Source organism: Oceanicaulis alexandrii DSM 11625, from assembly GCF_000420265.1.
Taxonomy (GTDB): Bacteria; Pseudomonadota; Alphaproteobacteria; order Caulobacterales; family Maricaulaceae; genus Oceanicaulis; species Oceanicaulis alexandrii.
In genome coordinates this window covers 703,141-721,523 of record NZ_ATUP01000001.1, presented here as the reverse complement: position 1 = coordinate 721,523, position 18,383 = coordinate 703,141, and the positions used below count along the sequence as shown (strand labels likewise).

10 protein-coding genes are annotated in these 18,383 nt (G+C 63.3%); 3 read left to right on the top strand and 7 right to left on the bottom strand.

Annotation, left to right across the window (positions count from 1 at the left end; translation table 11 throughout):
- Positions 1 to 47 precede the first annotated feature (47 nt).
- Positions 48 to 5,051: an autotransporter domain-containing protein gene (locus G405_RS0103520; protein ID WP_022700121.1), complete on the bottom strand. Its 5,004-nt coding sequence runs from the start codon at positions 5,049 to 5,051 to the stop codon at positions 48 to 50.
- A gap of 299 nt (positions 5,052 to 5,350) precedes the next feature.
- Here G405_RS0103520 and G405_RS14880 point away from each other — a divergent pair, with 299 nt between their 5' ends.
- Positions 5,351 to 6,397, top strand: a complete 1,047-nt coding sequence (locus G405_RS14880) for a sensor histidine kinase (RefSeq protein WP_022700120.1) — start codon at positions 5,351 to 5,353, stop codon at positions 6,395 to 6,397.
- Positions 6,375 to 7,151, top strand: coding sequence for a LytR/AlgR family response regulator transcription factor (locus G405_RS0103510; protein WP_022700119.1), 777 nt, complete (start codon positions 6,375 to 6,377; stop codon positions 7,149 to 7,151). Before G405_RS14880 ends, G405_RS0103510 begins: the two co-directional genes overlap by 23 nt.
- 67 nt (positions 7,152 to 7,218) lie before the next feature.
- Here G405_RS0103510 and G405_RS0103505 read toward each other — a convergent pair whose 3' ends face one another.
- Positions 7,219 to 13,206: a DUF7933 domain-containing protein gene (locus G405_RS0103505; protein ID WP_022700118.1), complete on the bottom strand. Its 5,988-nt coding sequence runs from the start codon at positions 13,204 to 13,206 to the stop codon at positions 7,219 to 7,221.
- 787 nt (positions 13,207 to 13,993) lie between these two features.
- A complete protein-coding gene (locus G405_RS14875) occupies positions 13,994 to 14,488 on the bottom strand; it encodes a MarR family winged helix-turn-helix transcriptional regulator (RefSeq protein ID WP_022700116.1) in 495 nt (164 codons plus the stop codon).
- Positions 14,489 to 14,588: 100 nt separating this feature from the next.
- Here G405_RS14875 and G405_RS0103490 point away from each other — a divergent pair, with 100 nt between their 5' ends.
- The gene (locus tag G405_RS0103490) at positions 14,589 to 15,437 is read left to right on the top strand and encodes a CPBP family intramembrane glutamic endopeptidase (RefSeq protein WP_022700115.1); all 849 of its coding nucleotides are present in this window, start codon (positions 14,589 to 14,591) and stop codon (positions 15,435 to 15,437) included.
- 83 nt (positions 15,438 to 15,520) lie between these two features.
- On the opposite strand, the gene G405_RS0103485 is transcribed toward G405_RS0103490, so the two are convergent.
- The 4 genes from G405_RS0103485 to G405_RS0103470 form a co-directional block, all read right to left on the bottom strand.
- On the bottom strand, positions 15,521 to 16,228 hold the full coding sequence (locus G405_RS0103485; protein WP_022700114.1) for an SDR family NAD(P)-dependent oxidoreductase: 708 nt from the start codon (positions 16,226 to 16,228) through the stop codon (positions 15,521 to 15,523).
- Between the two features lie 141 nt (positions 16,229 to 16,369).
- Positions 16,370 to 17,302, bottom strand: coding sequence for a glutamate cyclase domain-containing protein (locus G405_RS14870; RefSeq protein WP_022700113.1), 933 nt, complete (start codon positions 17,300 to 17,302; stop codon positions 16,370 to 16,372).
- An 8-nt stretch (positions 17,303 to 17,310) separates the two neighbouring features.
- The gene (locus G405_RS16895; protein ID WP_022700112.1) at positions 17,311 to 17,802 is read right to left on the bottom strand and encodes a hypothetical protein; all 492 of its coding nucleotides are present in this window, start codon (positions 17,800 to 17,802) and stop codon (positions 17,311 to 17,313) included.
- A 9-nt stretch (positions 17,803 to 17,811) separates the two neighbouring features.
- Positions 17,812 to 18,270, bottom strand: coding sequence for a YHS domain-containing (seleno)protein (locus G405_RS0103470; RefSeq protein ID WP_022700111.1), 459 nt, complete (start codon positions 18,268 to 18,270; stop codon positions 17,812 to 17,814).
- Between the last annotated feature and the right edge of the window lie 113 nt (positions 18,271 to 18,383).

Below are 18,383 nucleotides of genomic sequence, written 5' to 3'. Positions count from 1 at the left end.
GGGGAACCTCGACGGGGGCAGGGAGGGAAGGAGCGGCTTGAGCGCTCCTAGAATTGCATCCGCCCTCCCAAGCGGAGGGCTCCGCCCGACTGGTCGCCGTCAAAGGCTTCCCCGGAGATGCTCAGCACCAGGCCTGCGCCTGTTTCAAAAGCGGCTCCGAGTTCCAGACGGGTGTAGGATCCCGCCGGCTCGTCCTGCAGAGCCAGCTGGCTTGCGCCAGAGGCATAACGGGCCGTGTTCTCCCCTGCGAGCTCTTCCACCCGGTACGCCGCTGCAGTGGGACGAACCGTCCAGGCCCCGGTGGTGAAGGCGTGACCGACGCGGGCGCCGATCTCGGCTTTCAGGCTGTCGCCGTCTTCCAGCTCGAAGGCGCCGGTGGAGAACGCCGCCTCGCCAAGTGAAGCGGAGACCCAGCTCATCGACACAGTCGGTTCGACATAGGTCTCGCCGGACTGGAAACGGGCGCCCAGCTCGCCATTCAGGCCGAACGTGGTGACATCCATTTCGCTACGCTCATTGGCGCTGATGACGTTGAGCTCGAGCGTCCCTGTATCCAGCTTGCCGATCAGGTTGGCGAAATAGCGCTCGGTGCTCCAGCCGCCATAACCGGACAGGCTGAACGCCTCCATCTCCATTTCATTGCCTGTGCCGTCAAACCGCGCCCGGCCATCGACATACCCCAGTGCGGCTCCGAAATGCGCCGCACCACTTCGCCAGGTCAGACCCGCCGAGATCGAGCTGGCGCTCAGATCACGAGACAGAGCCTGCGACACTGTGGAGCCGGCATGTTGCGTGCTCAGGGTCATTTCTGCGCCGTTCCGGTCCGTGCTGGCGGCCTCGATCCAGCCTGACAGGCCATCGCCGCTTCCGCTCTGTGTTGAACGGGACAGGGCGGCCTGCTGGCGAATGACCTGTGCGCCTTCATGCCAGAGGTCTGTGGCGACGCCGCCCGCCTGGATGATTTCGAACACCTCCACATCCGGGGTGGCGGCCAGGGTGAGACGGTCCGCAGACTGACGCAGCGTCCACTGCATGAACCCCGCATCCGCGCTTTCAGAACGGATCCGGAAAGCGTCGTCCGCCACCGGCCGGGTGAAGGTGATCAGGTCCACGCTGGCGTCAAGCGTGAGTCCCGCTTCAGCCATAATCTCCACTTCGGTCGTGCCCTGAACCAGTCCGAAGGTGATGTCATCGGCCAGGACGCCGCCCGCACCGTCGCTGAGCACGTCAAAGGCCAGCACGCTGCCTTCGCCGCCAATGAAGGTGATGTCTGACAGGTCAAGGCTGTCGCCGGCATCTCCATCGGTCAGGCTGAACAGACCCTGGTTTTCAAAGCGCTCAAGCCCGTCAAAAGCTGTGGCCCCATCAATCACGAAGACCGAGCCGGTATTGATCAGGGTGTCATCGCCGCCGCCGAACAGGCTGGTCCCTGAGGCGAGGAAACGGCCGGCGATCTGAAGCGTGTCGTCCCCGTCTGTCAGCTGGATGCGGCCTTGCAGAACGCCGCCTGCATCCACGGTCAGCGAAGCGCCACTCGTGACCGGGGTCGCCGTGCCGCCAAGCGATTGCGCCGCCAGTATGCTCACCGGGTCTTCAGGGATGATCGGATCATCAGGCACAAGGCCGGGCTCGATCACGACCGCGAACGCGCCGTCCGCACTGTCCACCCAACCGCCATTGGCGATGGTCAGCTCGATCGTCCCGGCGCTTGCGATGCGAACGCCTGCGCCCTGTTCGGCGCGGACATGGCCTTCGACCGTGGCGGTGACATCGCCGGTCTGGCTGACCAGATGCAGACCGTCAGCGTCCTGTCCGGACACCGAAATATCGCCCGCCTGCACAGAGATGTCGCCTTCACCCGTCTCGGCGCGGATGCCATGGGCGCCGACTCCCAGCGTGGAGACGGACTGGCTCTCGATGGAGATGGATCCGTAATCGCTGCGGGCGTCGATGCCATGGGAGGCTGGGCCTTCGAACTCAAAGAGCCCGCTCACGCTCAGCCCGAACTGGTAATCGGTCGTCGAGAAATAGCTGGTGCGTTCGCCGGTCGTGCTGACAGAGCCGCTGACAATGGTCACGTCGCCATTGGCGTGGGCGGCGATGCCGCGCGAAGAATCCCCGGACGTGCTCACCGAACCGGCGGTGATCGAGATATCCCCGTCCGGCACGGTTCCTGGAAGCGGTTCGCTTGAGGCGGAAGCGCCGGTTGCGACAGACACGCCGTCTTCGCCACCGCCAGGCGTCTCATCGGGTTCGCCGTCCCCGGTGATGATTTCGCTCGGGTCACGCATGAGCGGCCCTTCGCCGCCATTCAGCCCGGTGCGGTTGATGGCCTGAATGCCATCGGACACATCACCGGTGGTGACGATCTCACCGACCTCAATAGTCGCGCCTGACTGGCTTGCCGAGAACACCCCGACCGATTGCCGTCCGTCGGTCTGGATCTGACCTACGCGAATATCGTTGAAGTTCTTCAGGGAAATCGCCCGAACGCCGGTGATGTAATCGCCGTCTGTAAGGATGGAGTTGGCGCGGATATCGGTTCGGCCGCCCTCTCCATCATCTGCGCCATTGAGGGTGCGGATGCCGCCGCCGCCACCTTCGCCGATCACGACCACTTCACCGATCTCGGCCAGGATCGAGGCGTTGACGGCGATCACTTCGACTCCGGTCATCTTGGAGCCTTCGGTGCGGACGCTATTGGCCTGCACGCGGGCCTGCCCAGTGACAGCGCCCACGGAAATGGCCTCGCTAAAGGGATCGGTTTCCCCCGGGGCCGTGTTCTCAAGGGTTGAGACCGCCCTGATGCTGTCAACGATGACATGGGCGCCCAGATCGCCGCGCGCCCGCAATCCGATGACGCCGCCAACGCCGTCAACATCCACAGTCCCGGCTGTGACATCGGCGCGGCCGCCGGTCGCGAAGACGTTGATGCCGTTCGTGTTCAAGCCGCTGGCGGTGACCTTGCCAGCCGTCACGGAGATGTCGGAGTTGAAGCTGCTGGCGGCGATGCCGATGACATTGCCATTGATCATGGTTGAAGCCGGGCCGCCGCCGGGATTGGGATCGACGGGCAGTTCGCCGCCGCCATCTCCGGGGAGATAGCGGTCCCCTGAGACATCAATCTCGGTCACGTTGATGTCGATATCACCGTTGAAGGCGACCGCCTCGATGCCGGCGGAGCTGTCGCCGGTGGTGGTGATCCGTCCTGCATTGACGGTGACGCCGCCATTATTGGATTGAAGGCTTATGCCAGCGGACAAGGCGCCGTCCGTGGTGACGTCATTGACCTGAACGGACAGGTCTCCGCCAGCATCGGCATAAATGCCGGCCGCGCTTTCGCCGGACGTGGCGATGGTGTCCGCCGCGATGCTGACATCACCGAACGTGTTGACGAAGATGCCGTCCGAGCCGTCGCCGATCGTCGTGATTGCGCCAGAACTGATCCGGACGTCTGAGCCTCCGCCGAGACCGATGACGGAGATCGCATCACTGTCCTCGCCCTGAGTTGTGATGTCGCCGCTGTTGATGTCGACTTCGCCCGTCTGCGTCAGAACCTGGATGCCGCTCGACGAGTCCCCGGTGGTTTCGATCAACTGGCTGTCCACAATGACGTTCTTGTTCGCCGTCACGCGAATGCCAGCGGAGTCAAAGCCTTCTGTGGACAGGGCTTCGCTTAGTACAAGGACGTTTCCGGACTCACTGAGGAGTGAGATGCCGGTGGAGAAATCTCCCTGAGTTGATACAGCGCCGCTGCTAACGCTAACGTCACCAAAACGACTGCGAGCCAGAAGCCCGATCGCGCTTTCACCTGATGTCTGGATTTCATCACTGATCACTATCGTATCGGTTTGTGCCGAGGCATGAATGCCGGTCGCGCCCGAGCCTGTGGTGGAGACGAAACCGCTTTCCACAAAGACATCGGCGCCATCGCTGATCGCCACGATGCCCATGGCGCCGCCGCCGGGCGTGGCCGGCAGGGCGCCCACGGGTTTACTGGGAGGGAAGGGATCGCCGCCTCCATCGCCTGGAGGCAGGTCTCCGCCGTCACCGGGCGGCAGGTCTCCGCCATCTCCGGGCGGCAAGTCGCCCCCGTCTCCGCCTGCAATGGCTTCGCCCTGTGTGGTGACGCTGCCGCTGCGGACCGCCACGCTGCCATTGGAGCGCGCCAGGATGCCAATTGAGCCATCACCCTGGGTCGTCAGGGTCTGGCTTTCCACATAGGCGATCTGGCCCGTACTGGACGCAACGATGCCGTGCGCCTGTTCGCCTTCGGTCTTCACAGACTGGCTGCGCACATAGGCGCTCATGCCCGCCTCTGCGACAATGCCATGGGCTCCGTCGCCAGAGGTGGCCACATCGAGACTGTCGACAATGACGAAATCGCTGGCTTCAGCCTGGATGCCGACAGCGTTCAGACCGGATGTCGTCACATCATTGCTCAGCAGCTGGACATCGCCGGACTCCGCGTGCGCCTGAATGCCGGTGGCGCCGTCTCCGCTTGTCGTGACGGACAGGCTTTCAAGCGTGATGGCGCCCGCCTTGGCGGTGGCGTGAATGCCAATGGCGTCGGCGCCGGCGGTTGTCACATTGCCGCTGAAGATCTGCGTCAGACTGCCGGGGAAAGCGCCCTCATTGCTGGCGACAATGCCCCTGGAACCGATGCCGGTCGTTTCAACATCGCCGCTGACAATCAGGATTTCGCCCTCATCGGCGAAGGATTGCGCGAAAATGCCGTCTGACATCACGCCAGATGTGAGCACATCCAGACTATTGATGATGACGCCCCCCAGCCAGGACCGGCCCAGGATCGCAGGCTGGCCGTCCTCATCGGTCGCCAGCGGCGCGTCCACCACAATGTTCACTGTGGCGTCGGCCTCGACCTGAATGCTCTGGGTCAGAGTGTCCGTGTCTGTGATCGGGCCGTCCTGGGCGCTGGCGGCAGGCTGGAGCGCCAGAAGACCGCACCCCAGAGCGCTCGACAGAAGCCTGACCTTCAGGCCTGGCCGTTTGAGCCACCCGGCATTCCGGATTGATAAGGACTGTTGCATGTTTGGACGTTCTCCCCTCTGCGCCTGGGCGCGGCTTGCCTGCCCGCCCTGTGAAGCCGGCCATACTCGGGGTGCGCAGTGCGCTCGCCAGTCGAAAGTCATGAACACGGGTGTGGGTGCGACAAGGGGCCGAAAATGCAATCAACAACCTGATTTATCGGGCGAACGACCTAGCCGTTAAATTGAATGGCCTGCACGGTCTGGTCTAGAATGGGCGAATGGGGATCACACAGATACCGGGCGACTCGCGCACGTCGCCAACCTTCAGCCTCCGCTCACCGCTGATCAGGGAAACGCTCATGGCGTTCGGGCTGATCATGTTGTGCTGGGGCTTCTATTTCTTCACCCGGATCGTGCTCGATTTCGTGCGCGTCCGCGATGTGCTCGGCTTCCTTCCAGGGCGTCTCGTCGTGATCGGCGTGGGCGCCTGTCTGTCTTTGTGCATGTATGCCGTGCTGCGCTTTTTCTGGGGGCGGTCGGTCTGGCTGACCGGCGCGCTCGTAGTGCTGGCCTCCACTGTCACCGCTATCCCCTTCGCGGTGTTCAACTGGTGGATGATCACGACATTTTCCTCGGCCAATCAGCCCTTGCTTCTGCATAGCCTGGTGGCCTGGTCGGCGAGCGTGCACATTTTCTTCGCTCAGAGCGTCGTGCTGGTGGCCTTCCTGTATGCGCGGCAGCTCAGGCAGCGTGAAGCGGACGCCGTTCAGGCCGAGAAGTCCCAGCGACAGGCCGAGCTGCGTGCGTTGCGCTATCAGGTCAATCCGCATTTCCTGTTCAATGCGCTGAACTCGGTCTCCGCCTTGCTGACATCCAGGCGTGTGGAAGAGGCTGAGCGCATGGTGGACATGCTGGCGAGCTATTATGAGCGCGCCCTGATCGCGCCCCAGGGCGAGCTGGCCCCGATCCGGGACGAGATAGAGGCCCAGTTACGCTATCTTGATATCGAGCGGATCCGCTTTCCCGACCGGCTGGAAGTCGAAGTCGAGTTGCCCGAGGCGCTGGAGCAGGCGCTTGCGCCGACCTTGTTGATCCAGCCTCTGGTCGAGAACAGCATCAAACACGCTGTGTCTTCGCACACAACGACGGTGACGGTGCGTATCGCCGTGTCAAACCTGGCGGATTCACTGGTGATTGAAGTGTCGGACCGGTGCGCGGAGGCGCCCGTTGCAAGCGCCCTCGCAGGAACGGGAACAGGCTTGAACAATATCAGAAATCGTCTGGCGGCTGTGTATGGCGATCAGGCGGCGCTTGAAGCGGGCCCGGTTTCGGGCGGTTTCCGCTCTGTGCTGGCGCTGCCATTGCGTTTCAAGGAGGGCCAGGATGAGAGTCTGCTTCGCGGATGACGAGCCGCTGGCGCGTGAACGCATGCGCAAGATGCTCGCCCTTGATGAAGACATTGAGGTTTGCGGAGAGGCGCAGAACGGCGAGGACATGATTGCGCTGATCCAGGCTGAAGAACCAGAGTTGGTCTTTCTGGATATCGAGATGCCCAAACTGGACGGCTTTGACGTTGTGGAAGCGCTGGCGCAAGCCACGTTTCGCGATGAGCCGCCCTTGTTCATTTTCGCAACGGCCTTTCCCGACATGGCGGCCCAGGCCTATGACACCGGCGCAATTGATTTCCTGACCAAGCCCATCCGGCCCGCTCGGCTTGAGCTTGCATTGTCTCGGGCGCGCCAGCTTTTGCGATCTCGCGAGGCGATGAGCCGACTGGAGAAGTTACAATCACATCTTGATGAATTGCGAGAGACCCGCTCTCGCTCAGGCCAGAGTCCGGTTTCAATTTGGGTCTCAAATGGCAGTCAGACCATCAGGGTCGAGCCAGCCCAGATCGAATACGTGTCCGCCGAGGCGGAATATATCCGCTTGCATATTGGCGAGCGCAGCCTGCTGCACCGGCAGTCCATCAGCGCCTTTGAAGAAGAGATGGCGGAGGAAGGCTTTATCCGCGTTCATCGCTCCTACATCGTTCCTGCGCGCGATTGCATCCAGACTTCGCGCACGTCCTGGGGCGGGCTTCTGGTTCATTTGCGCAATGGCCAGGTCATTCCCGTCGGGCGCAAGTTCAAGGACAAGCTGCAGGCCCTGATGGGCTAGGCTGCAAAGGCAAGGGGCCACATCGCTTGCGCGATGCGGCCCCTTTTTCATGCGCGTGCAAAATGGCCTAGAAGGGCAGCCGGATTTCGAGGCGGCCGCTATTGGCCGAGAAATCACCATCACCAAGCCCGTCGAGTCGGACTTCGCCTGACAGCATTGCGCCGTCTGACAATCTGGCGCGCAGGCTCAGGCCCGCATCCGCGCGCAGTGCGCCCGTGGAGATGCGCTGGCCCAGCTCATCCATCAGGGCGGCAGGGTCGTAATCCCAGACGCCGTTCAGGCTCAGGCCCGGCTCCCACCAGCTGCCATTGCGACGTTCAAAGCGATAGGAGACCTCCGGTCCCGCTTGCAGCCGTCCGATCCGGATCGTCTGTTCGGGGATCTCGATGCCCAGGGAATCCGTGTAGCCGCCCTGGGTCTCCTCGAAATGCGCCAGGGAGATCGAGGGGCGGACACGCCAGTTGGCCGATTGCCATTCCCCGGTCAGATTGGCGCGGATCATCAGCCGGTCGGTGTCGAACTCGTCTTCATAAAGGCCGAGCGGATCGACGGTGTTCTGTGACTGCCCCCACATTGCGAGCACATCGAGCCAGGCGCTGTCACTGAGGCCCCAGGCCAGATAGGGCCCGGCCATCCAGCCATGACCCTGCACCCGCGCCCCGCGAAGGGCGCCGGCGCTCTGGGCGATTTCCGCAGAGGTTTCGTCCATCCAGTCGCGCTGGACCATGACGCCGACCAGCGCATTTTCTCCCAGGGTCCAGTCGGCGCCGATCTGCAGCAGACCGAAATCGCTGGAGGCGTCGCCTCCATCCCGGTCATCTGAGATGGCGCTGAATTCGGCGCGCATCCAGACATCAAGATTGGGGCGCTCCTGTTGGTCCAGCCGGGGACCATCGGGCATTTGCGGCTGGGACGCCTGTACGTGATTGCGCACCCCTGACAGGCTGGTCGACAGGCTCAGCGCCTTACGGTCGCCCTCCACATGGGCGCTGAACTGGCCCGGCGTGTCGGACTGACGCTCTTGCAGTCTTTGCGACAGATCCGGCGCGGCGGCCAGAATGCGGTCGGCGCGCCGCACCATGAAATTGTTAATGGCGCGCTGGGTCGCCAGACGCACAGCGTCTTCATTCCGCGTGTTGGAGAAGGTGCAGGTGATGGCCTCGGTCGGGTCAAGGTCGATCAGGACCCGCTCATCGCTCAGCGTGATGACCGAGCCGCCATCCAGATCGCCCGTGCAGCTGATCTCGTCCAGGCGCCAGCCTTCAGGCGCAGACTGGCTGACGTCATAAAGGCCCGCTTCCTTTTCAAAGCTGGCGGAGGCGGCGGAGCCGCCGATCGTCGTCAGCTGGAGGCCGTCAAGATCCGCATCGCTGGAGGCATAGAGGAAGGTGGCGTCGCGCTGGACGCCGCCCGGCGTTGTGGCGACCAGTTGGATCGAGCCGAAACGCTCCTCAATGGTCACGGTCAGCGGAATCTCCACAATGATGGATTCCGTCGCCGCCCCGCCTGTGGCGCTCGGCCTCATCAACGGGCTCGTCGGGAGGTCGCGAACGACCGTGATCACGCCCGAATAGACGCCAGCGGGCAGATCGGCCGCTTCGGGCAGGACCTGCACGTTCAGCAAGATATCGCCAAGCGCCGGAATGACCCCTGACACCGGGTCAACCGAGATCCAGGGCACGTCGATCTCGACACGGAAGTTGAGCGACTGGCTGCCCGGATTGCCGATCCGGACCTCCGCCTTGATATCGGTCACATCGCCCGTTGTCTGGTCGATCACGATCTCAACATCCTCGGCGCCGCTGATCGCTTCTATGACAGCTTGGGCGGCTTCATTGCCATTGCCCGCCTGATCGGACGCGGCTGCGTTTGCAACCTCAACCGTGACCGGACCGGCAGTGGCGGGCGTGATCAGAGCAGTGAAGCTGCGGTCGGTTTCAATCATGAAGTCGGAAACGGAGCCGTTGGTCACAAGGATGTCTGACGCTTCAAATCCGCTGACACGCTCATCAAAGGTGAAGCGGGCGGTGAAGGGGCCCTCCGTCGTGGCGCCGGGCAGGGTGATGGTCAGGACCGGTGCTTTCGCATCAACGCCCACGGTCAGGGTGTCCGACGCCAGATTGGGGTTGCCAGCCGCGTCGTTGGCGGATGCCGCATTCAGTGCAATCGACACATCCGTATCAGATGTGGGCGTAATCAGCACAGTGTATTGTTCATCCGAGCCCGCCAGGTCAGACGCCGCGCCATTGCTGACCGTGAGGTCATCCAGCGCCAGCCCGCTGACCGCTTCAGAGAAGGCGATGGTCAGGGTGAAAGGGCCTGCGACGGGGGCGTTCGCTGCACGTGTAAGGCTGACCGTAGGCGCAGTATTATCAAGCGTGTAGATCTCGTTCGCGCCCGGTGCGGCGGTTGTCAGCGCATTGCCTGCAAGGTCGGTGATGTCCTGTCCGCCCGCAAGGCTCAGGCTGACCGCGCCGTTTAGCGATGCAAGGTCGCCGCCTGAAAGCGACAGCGTATAACTGGCGCCGGAACCCGAGAGCACGCCTGTCGCCGTTGTGCCCAGAATGGTGAAGTCATCGGCGGTGACATTGGAGACCGTTTCACTGAAGCTGATGGCGAATACCAGCGTATCCGAATTGGTCAGGGCCGCAGCCGGGCTTTGACGCTCAATGGCCGTCAGGACCGGGGGCGTCGCGTCGGTGGTCGTCAGGGACGCGGTTGCGCCTCCGCTGGCCCCCAGCGAGGATGAGAGCGCGCCGGACGTGTTGGTGAAAACGCCCTGGCTGCTGGTCTGGACGGTGACGCTCAGCGTGCAGCTGGCGCTGGCCGCAACAGAGCCGCCGTTATAGCTGAAGCTGCTGGCGCCAGACGTCGCGGTGAGCGTGCCGCTGGTACAGGTAGTGCTGGCGTTCGGCGCCGCCGCGAGGGTCAGCCCTGAGGGCAGGGCGTTTGAAAACCCGAGCGCCGTTGCGGGGACCACATTGCTCCCATTGTTGATCGAGAAGGTCAGGGTCGCCGTGCCGCCGACCGCGACCGTATTGGGTGAGAAGGCGGCGGTGAAACCGGGCGCGCCGGGATTGCTGATGATGTAAGTGCGCTCGTCGGTCCCGGAGGGCGTTGTGCTGGCCAGGGCGTTTGAAGCCGCGTCGGCGATGTCATTTCCGCCTGCGATGTTCAGCGTGATGGTGGCGTTCAGACTGGCCATGTCGCCGCCGGAGACGGTGACGTCATAGGCGCCGCCCGACCCGGTCACGCCTATGGACGCGCCGGAGGGGCCGCTGACGGTGAAGTCCGCTGCGCCGACATTGACCACGGGCTCGCTGAAGACTACCCGCCAGGTCACGGCGTCCGCGTCTGTGGTTTCGCTGGCGGGGGTCAGGCGCGTGATGGAGGTGACGGTCGGCAGCGTGCCATCCGTCACGGTCAGTCCGCCCGAGGCCGTGCCGCTATTGCCCAGCGATGAGGTCAGGCTTCCTGTCGTGTTCGTATAGGCGCCGGCGACGCTGGAGGTGACGTCCACCGACACCGTGCAGCTGCCGGAGGCCGATACAGTTCCGCCGCTATAGCTGATGCTTCCCGCGCCAGACGCTGCGGTCAGGGTTCCCCCTGTGCATGTGGTTGCGGCGTTGGGCGTCGCCGCGACGATGACATTCGCGGGCAAGGTATTGGTGAAGTCCAGCGATGTGGCGTTCACCAGATTGGCGCTGTTATCGAGGGTGTAGGTCAGCGTGCTGGCGGCGCCTTGAGCGATGCTCGACGGGGAAAAGGCCAGGCTGAAGGCGGGCGGCGTCGGATTGCTGATGAGGAAAGTATTGTCATTCGCGCCGATCGGCGTGGTGTTGCTCAGCGCATTGGCCGATGTGTCGGCGATGTTCTGTCCGGGGGCGAAGCTGAGGGTGACTGTGCCGTTCATCCCGCTCAGGCTGCCGCCCGTGGCGCGCACCGTATAGGTTGCGCCCGAACCCAGAACCGTGATGGAGGGCGCAACGCTGGCGCCGGTCACCACGAAGTCCGTGCTGTCCACATTGTTGACGGTTTCATTGAACGCCACGGCCCAGTCGAGCGTGCTGGCGCTGGTGGGCGAGGTGGCGGGGTTGGACCGCGTGATCGACTGGACACGCGGCGCAGTGGCGTCCGCGTCATCATTGTTGATCGTCAGAGTGGCCGTGTCGCTGATATCCACGCCCAGGCTCGTGCCCGCCAGATTGCTCATGGCGATGTTCACGGTCTCGGCGGCCTCGATGGCGCTGTCAGCAGTGGGCGTAACGGTGAAGGTCTGCGTTTCGCTGGCGGTGCCGGTGAAGGTCAGGGTCTGGCCCGAAACCGCCGTGTAGTCGGAATCCGCAGTCGTTGCGGTTCCATCGTTGGTGGATACATCGACCGTGAAGCCGCCCTGGACCGCGTTGGACAGGGTGGCGGTGAAGGTGACCGCGCCTGCATCCTCGTCGCCCGAGGCGTCGGCGATGGTGACGGCCGCTGTATCGTCATTGTTGAAGGTCACCGTCGCGGTGTCGGTGATGGTGACGCTCAGGGCCGTCGCGGCAAGGTTGCTCATGGAGACGCTGACGGTCTCGTTCGCTTCCAGCTTCGTGTCCGAGGTCGGGGTGAGGGTGAAGGTCTGGGTCTCACTGGCCGTCCCGGCGAAAGTCAGGGTCTGGCCGGATATGGCCGTGTAGTCTGAATCAGCCGTCGTCGCCGTTCCGTCTGCGCTTGAGACATCGACCGTGAAGCCGCCCGCTACGGCATTGTCGAGCGTGGCGGTCAGGGTGATCGCGCCATTGTCCTCATCGGCGGAGACATCAGCGATGGTGACGGCGGCGCTGTCATCATTGGTGAGGGTCAGGGTGGCGGTGTCGCTGATGTCGACCGTGCCGGACGCGCCAGTGAGATTGCTCATGGAAATCGTCACGGTCTCGTCAGCTTCAACCTTAGTGTCCGCGCCGGGCGTGATCGTGAAGGTCTGCGTTTCGCCCGATGTCCCGGCAAAGGTGAGGGTCTGGCCAGAGACGGCGGTGTAGTCTCCGTCCGCCACCGTGGCGGTGCCGTCCGCCGTCGACACATCAACGGTGAACCCGTTCTGGACGGCTGCGGAAAGGGTGGCCGTAAACGTTACCGCGCCCCCGTTCTCCGCCTGGGAGACGTCAGCGATGGTGACGGCGGCGCTGTCATCGTCGGTGATGGTGACGGTGGCCTGTTGCGTGCCGCTTTCGGTCGCGCCGTCGCCCCCGCTGACGCTGGAAATGTCGACGATGATGGTCTCGTTGGCTTCCGCGATGGCGTCCGAAACCGCGCTCAGGGTGACCGAGCCGGTCGTGCTGCCGGAGGGGATGGTGATCGAGGTATTGCTCGCGGTGTAATCGGCGCCGCCGCCGGATGCCGTCCCGCTGAAGGCGAGATTCACCGTGGTCGCCGTCGAGGCCGTGCCTGACAGGGTGGCGGTGACGGTCGAGCTGCCGCCCGTCTCGCCCATGCTGGCCGGAGAGGCGGCGAGGGTGACGGTCGGTGGCGTGCCCACATTGCTGATGGTGACCTGGGAAATGGGCTGCAGGGTGTTGCCGTCCGAGGGCACGATGCGGAAGCCGTAAATGCCGTCAAAATCCGTATTGGCGCTCAGATTGATCTCGGTCTGGCTGGAGCCCGGAGAATAGGCGACGGCCGAACCGATCGGCGCATAGGACGCGTTCAGCGGCTGAATGCTTGTCGAGGCTGTGGCGGCGGTCCAGATGCTGTCGAGGTCAAACTGGCTGGCGGACCGGAATTCGAGCGAGTTGAACAGGCCGGCGCTGCCTTCCCCGCGGATCCAGCCAGCGCTGGGCGCGCCGGTCAGCGTGCTGGTGCCGAGACGCACCCGGGTTGTGGTGGCGCCGGGATCAGTCGAGACCACAACCGTCCAGCCCTGCACGGTGGTCGAGAAGGATCCGCTCGTGCTCTGGTCAATCACGAAGCCGTTCGTGCCCGTGTTGAAGTCCGTGGTTTGCCCCCAGGCGGTTCCACACAACACCCAAGCGAGCGCCACGATTGCCGTGCGCGCCGCATTCCAGACCCAGCTGTTCATTGTCGTCCCTCTCCCTCGCGCCGTCTTGGCGGCGCGGGACCTAAAATCTCAGGGAAGCTCTTGTTTTCAGGCGTGAGTGTTCACGACAGAGCGGACGAGTGCACAGGCAGGGCCTGTGACGCTGCGGAATCCTGCATCATGAACTGATGGCCCCCCAGCCTGATCTGCCGCAAAGCCTTGAGAGACTTCCACGTAACAAGGGCTGGATAGGGCGCCGGCCAGGCGCCAGAAAGCGGCCTGGCCAGAGAATGTCATGAACGCCCTGATTCAATCGATAAACGACAATGGGCTTGTCCATGCGGTGGGCGCACAGATGGTCATAGATCTCGATGCGAGCATGCGCCGGCATGGGTAAACGGCTTTGTCATGAGCCGCTTGAACGCATGTGACTGATACGGAATGAATATCATTGCGTAGACTTGGCGCTTTCAACAGGAGTGCGAGCTGTGGATCCGCGTTAGCTCAACGCCACTGTGCGCCCGCTTGCACGCCTATGCGATGGATGGGTCTTGCACGACCCATAATTGGTGAGGGCGAGTCAGCTCTGAAAAGTGGCGTGTGTTAGCCATCCCACTCGCAACCCTTTGGTTTGTATAGAGCCGGTTTGCAAGGTTAGCCCCCGCAACATTTTGAGGTTTCAAGCCTCTCCATTTCCTCCGGGCCCACCATGTCCTCGATCTCATGGCAACCCGCTGGGCGGACGTCTCTGATAGACCGGCGCGCAGTGGCGCTTGCAAACCCTGCGGGTTTGACATTGGTTGCTTCAGCTCCACCGATGCTCCGGCGGTCACTCGCTGTCCTCTGTCCCGATCCGTTCGATCAAGGGCCGGTCCTTCAAGGATTTGACGGCTTTGGCCGCCATGTCCGCGAGATTGCAGCCCAGCTCGTCATACAGAGCGTCCATGGCGGCGCGGATGTTTTCAAGCATGGCGATCATCAGGGTGTATTGCTCACGTCCCGTTTCGGTCAGCGTGAGCACTTTCCGGCGGCTATCGGTGGCGTGGGGCGCCTTGGTGACAAGGCCCAGCTCCATCAGCAGGCTGATGCGTTGGGTGGCGAGCTGATGCGGCTGGTCCAGAGAGCCTGCGATATCCGCCGCTGTGACATTATCCAGCTCACCGATCATCAACACGGTGGAGATGGCGCGCGGCGGGATGACAATGCCAGCGGACTTCAGCAGCGCCTCGCCCTGGTCCGCAATCGTCTCAACCAGCCGTAACAGCTTGTTCGACAGGAAGGCTCCACTTAGCGGGTGGGTGTCCATGATGTTGCTGTCGTGCATGCTTGACCTTTTATACAACCAGTTGTACAAATAATTGTGTAATTATATGTTTGAGGGGTTACAGGGTCAATCCGGAACTGGATCGGCCAGGAGGATGATCATGAACCCGTCCGTCGCAGACAGAAAATCCACTCTCACGACATTGATCGTGTTTCTTGTAATTCTGGGCGGCGCCAGCGCACTCGCACACTTTGCGTTGGTCTATCTTGTTCCGACCTCGCTTTATGTCGGCGCGCTCATGATGACGCCGGCGCTGGCGGCCTTTGCGACGTTGAAGCTACGCGGCGGAAAGATATCGGCGCTGCCCTGGAGCTGGGGCGGATTTGGGGCCAACTGGGCCGGCTATCTGATCCCGGTTCTCTACATTTCGGTTTCTTACGCTCTGGTGTGGTTCTTCGGCTTTGGCGGGGTCGGCGATCCCGAAACCCTGGCCGAATGGCGCGGTGCGCTGGGGTTGTCTGATGCGCCCCTATGGGCCGTGACGACCTTGATGATTGTCCTGATGGCGAGTGTTCAATTCGTCAAATCCCTGGGCACGATTGCGGGCGAGGAAATCGGCTGGCGCGGATTTCTGGTCTGGGAATTGCGCAAACTCATGTCGTTTGAGGCGACCTGCCTGGCCAGCGGTCTGCTGTGGGCTGTCTGGCACTACCCGATCATCATCGTCTATGGCGGCGGCGACACGCTGTTCCAGCTGGCGTGTTTCACGGTGATGATCACCGCCATGTCGGTGATCATGACATTCTACACCTTCCGGTCGAACTCCTTGTGGCCGGCGGTGATGTTCCACGGCGCCCACAACATCTACATCCAGAAAATCTTCACGCCGCTGACGCTGGAAACCGAACAGACAGCCTTCTGGACCGACGAGTACGGAGTGATGGTCCCGCTTGTGGTCACCGTTCTGGCGCTCATCTACTGGCGGCGCGCGAAAGCGGAAGGGCTGTGAGCGCCGCCGAAACTCATGCCGATCCAATCCGGGCTCCTCGTCCGGCCCGCGCCTGAGGCGCGGCCGGATGAGGTTCTGATGGATCAGGCGAGGGCGGCGCGGCCGCCATCGACGTTCAGAATGGATCCAGTGATCCAGCTTGACTCGTCTGACAACAAGAAGCGCGCAAGGGCGGCGGGGTCCTCGGGTTGACCCAGGCGCTGCAGGGCGTGGCTTTTGGCGATGCCGTCGCGCATGGCGTCGCTTTTCAGGACCGAGGCCGCCAGCGGCGTTTCCGTCAGGCTCATCGCGATGGCGTTGACGCGCACTTTCGGCGCGTATTCGGCGGCGAGCTGACGAGTGAGCGCATCCACTGCGCCCTTGGCCGCGGCGATGGCGGTATGGTTCTGAAACCCTTTTTGCGCCGCCACCGAAGAGAACAGCACCATGGAGCCGTGTTCCGAGATGCGCGACCGGCTGGACCGCGCCGCATTGAGCGCGCCGATGACATTGACCTCGTAGGCATGGCGCATGTCTTCGGCGGTGACCCGCCGCAGCGGTTTGAGGTCAATCGTGCCGACGGCGTAGGCCATGCCGGATAATTCGTCCGGACCCTGCTCCAGCGCCTGCTCCACCGCGTCGCTGTCTGTGGCGTCGGCGACGGCATAGCTCGCGCCAATGTCTTCTGCGAGGCGGGACAGCGCGTCTTCGTTGCGGCCGATCAGATGAACCTGTTGACCGTTTGACGTCAGGCTTCGCGCCAGAGCGGAGCCGACACCGCCCGCTCCGCCAAAAACTGCGTAGCTACCCATGTGTGTCTCCTTGATTTGCGCCATTCAAACTGGTGTGGAGAGACGGGCGCACCAGTCTCTCCATCCCTAAACTGTTTCAAAGTGGACGCAGAAAAAGGGGACGCGCGCCATGAGGCCCCGATTGCGCTCAGAGGACGTCGGTCAAGGGTGCGGGATATGCGCAGCGGCCAGCGCCAGCAGCGCATCGCGTTTGGCGAGATGCGTGCTCAGCTCCATGCCGTCAATGGTCGGCGTGGCCAGCCCGGTCACGCCGTCCACCGCGCCAGCCCGGAGGGCGGCGGCGAGCCGGTGGTGCTCGCGCACATCGCTGACGGCGTCGCGCCAGACGGGCGCCTGATCGGGGGCAAGCTCGATCATGGCCGCGGCGAGGGCGTAGCTGGTCCAATGGCTGACGCCCGCAATGATCAGGGCGTCGGCGCCCGTGGCGCTGGCGATGAGCTGGCCCTGGTCGATATGGCTGAAAAGCGCGGATTTGGGCAGGGCGCCCATGCCGATCTCATTGCCGCCATCGCCGGCGGCCAAGCGCACAAAGCCCGACCGCGGGTGAAAGGCGGCGTCAAAGGCCAGGGTGTGTTCTGTGAGATCGCGGCCGCGCATGGAATAACAGCGTCCGTCCATGGCCCGGCCCGGCCGCTCGATTGAAAACACGGTCTTCACATCGCGGTTGGTCAGTTCGGCGAGCAAATCGTCGGAGTGTTCCAGCGCCAGTAGTATGGCTCCGGGCAGACCCGCCTCGCGCACCAGCTGATCAAGCACCGGCGCGCAGGGGGCGTCAGTCACCACCACCACATCACGGCCCAGCGCGTGCAGGGCTTCGGCGATGGCCATCACCGCCAGCGGTCCGTCGGTTTCCGCGGCCGGTCGCTCGGCATGGGCCACGTAAAAGCCTGTGAACAGGGCGATCGCGCCGTCCGATTGCGTCAGATGCCCGGCCGCCCGCGCCAGCCCGCCTGCCGCATGGGGCGCCAGCGCATCCGCGCCCCGGCTCGCCCCGAGGGCCAGCTCTGTCTCAAGCGCTGCGAACAGGGCGTCTGCCGCGTGCGTCTCAAGCGTCGGGGCGGGGGCGGTCGGCATGGCTCGGGCTATCCTTTCAGCGTTCGCAAGGCCTCTCCGCCACGCAGCATCACCACCATCAGCCCGGCGACCCAGGTGATGCAAGCGGCGATGAACAGGGCCTGGCTCCATTCGGTCGGTTGACCGTCCGTCCAGGCGGTCGGGGTTTCAATGCCCAAGGGCGTGAACAGGTGAAACATGATCGCCCCGCTCATCACGCCCATCGCCAGCAGTCCGCCCAGGCTCTGGCTCAGGGCGGCGTGTCCGGGTTTGCGCGTGGTCAGCATCACCAAAAAGGGAATACCCAGCACCAACAGGGCGGCGCTCAGCTCCGCAAGGCCGATGATCCATGGACCGGCGGGGTAGAACAGGTCGATGCCGGACCAGTCGCGCAGGGTTTCAAAGATATGTCGGGGCGTTTCATGCCCGGCGAACTTGAAGCGCAGGGAGTCGAGAAAGATCGCCGAGATCCAGATCCCCAGCCCGTAGGCGGCCAGTTTGCGAAGGTTGATCCCCAGCATGATCCTCTCCTATTCGCTCAAAAGGGCGGGGAAGTTGGCGTCCGCCCGCGCGATGTGGCCGGGGATGTCCTGGGTCCAGCGCTCTTTGATCTCGCGATTATAGTTCAGATACAAAACGCCATCGACGATGTTCCAGTGATTGGGATCGCCCTTGGCGGTGTAGCCCTCTGACACCGCCCAGGCGCAATAGCCGCCATAGGCGGGGGCGTAGCGTTCAGGGTCCGCCACGAACAGATCCAGATTGGCCTGGCTTGAGAAACGCCAGTCCGCGCCATTCCAGGTGGTCGTATAGGCGCGCTCGCCGCGCACGGCTTCGCCTTCAGTGTGGTAGGCGACGGCGTCATACCCGCCCACAGCCGTATTGCTGAACCGGCCCGTATAGATCGCGTCCTCCGCCAGGGCCGCGCTTGTCGGCATAGCGGCGCCGGTGACGGCCAGCACGCCGGCCAGAAGGATTGCGTTGCGCATGGTCTTGCTCCTGTTGCATCGACATCAGTGTCGCTCAGGCAAGGCTTAGACGAAGTAGTCCCATACCGCTCTACACAGGCTTGCACGAGCGCGTGACCGGGCTGTGATCACAT

Bases quoted from the DNA above. Each gene is read 5' to 3' on its own strand.
- G405_RS14880 (WP_022700120.1), top strand. From the start codon at position 5,351: ATGGCGTTCGGGCTGATCATGTTGTGCTGGGGCTTCTATTTCTTCACC.
- G405_RS0103520 (WP_022700121.1), bottom strand. From the start codon at position 5,051: ATGCAACAGTCCTTATCAATCCGGAATGCCGGGTGGCTCAAACGGCCA.
- G405_RS0103510 (WP_022700119.1), top strand. From the start codon at position 6,375: ATGAGAGTCTGCTTCGCGGATGACGAGCCGCTGGCGCGTGAACGCATG.
- G405_RS14870 (WP_022700113.1), bottom strand. From the start codon at position 17,302: ATGCCGACCGCCCCCGCCCCGACGCTTGAGACGCACGCGGCAGACGCC.
- G405_RS0103470 (WP_022700111.1), bottom strand. From the start codon at position 18,270: ATGCGCAACGCAATCCTTCTGGCCGGCGTGCTGGCCGTCACCGGCGCC.
- G405_RS0103485 (WP_022700114.1), bottom strand. From the start codon at position 16,228: ATGGGTAGCTACGCAGTTTTTGGCGGAGCGGGCGGTGTCGGCTCCGCT.
- G405_RS0103505 (WP_022700118.1), bottom strand. From the start codon at position 13,206: ATGAACAGCTGGGTCTGGAATGCGGCGCGCACGGCAATCGTGGCGCTC.
- G405_RS14875 (WP_022700116.1), bottom strand. From the start codon at position 14,488: ATGCACGACAGCAACATCATGGACACCCACCCGCTAAGTGGAGCCTTC.
- G405_RS0103490 (WP_022700115.1), top strand. From the start codon at position 14,589: ATGAACCCGTCCGTCGCAGACAGAAAATCCACTCTCACGACATTGATC.
- G405_RS16895 (WP_022700112.1), bottom strand. From the start codon at position 17,802: ATGCTGGGGATCAACCTTCGCAAACTGGCCGCCTACGGGCTGGGGATC.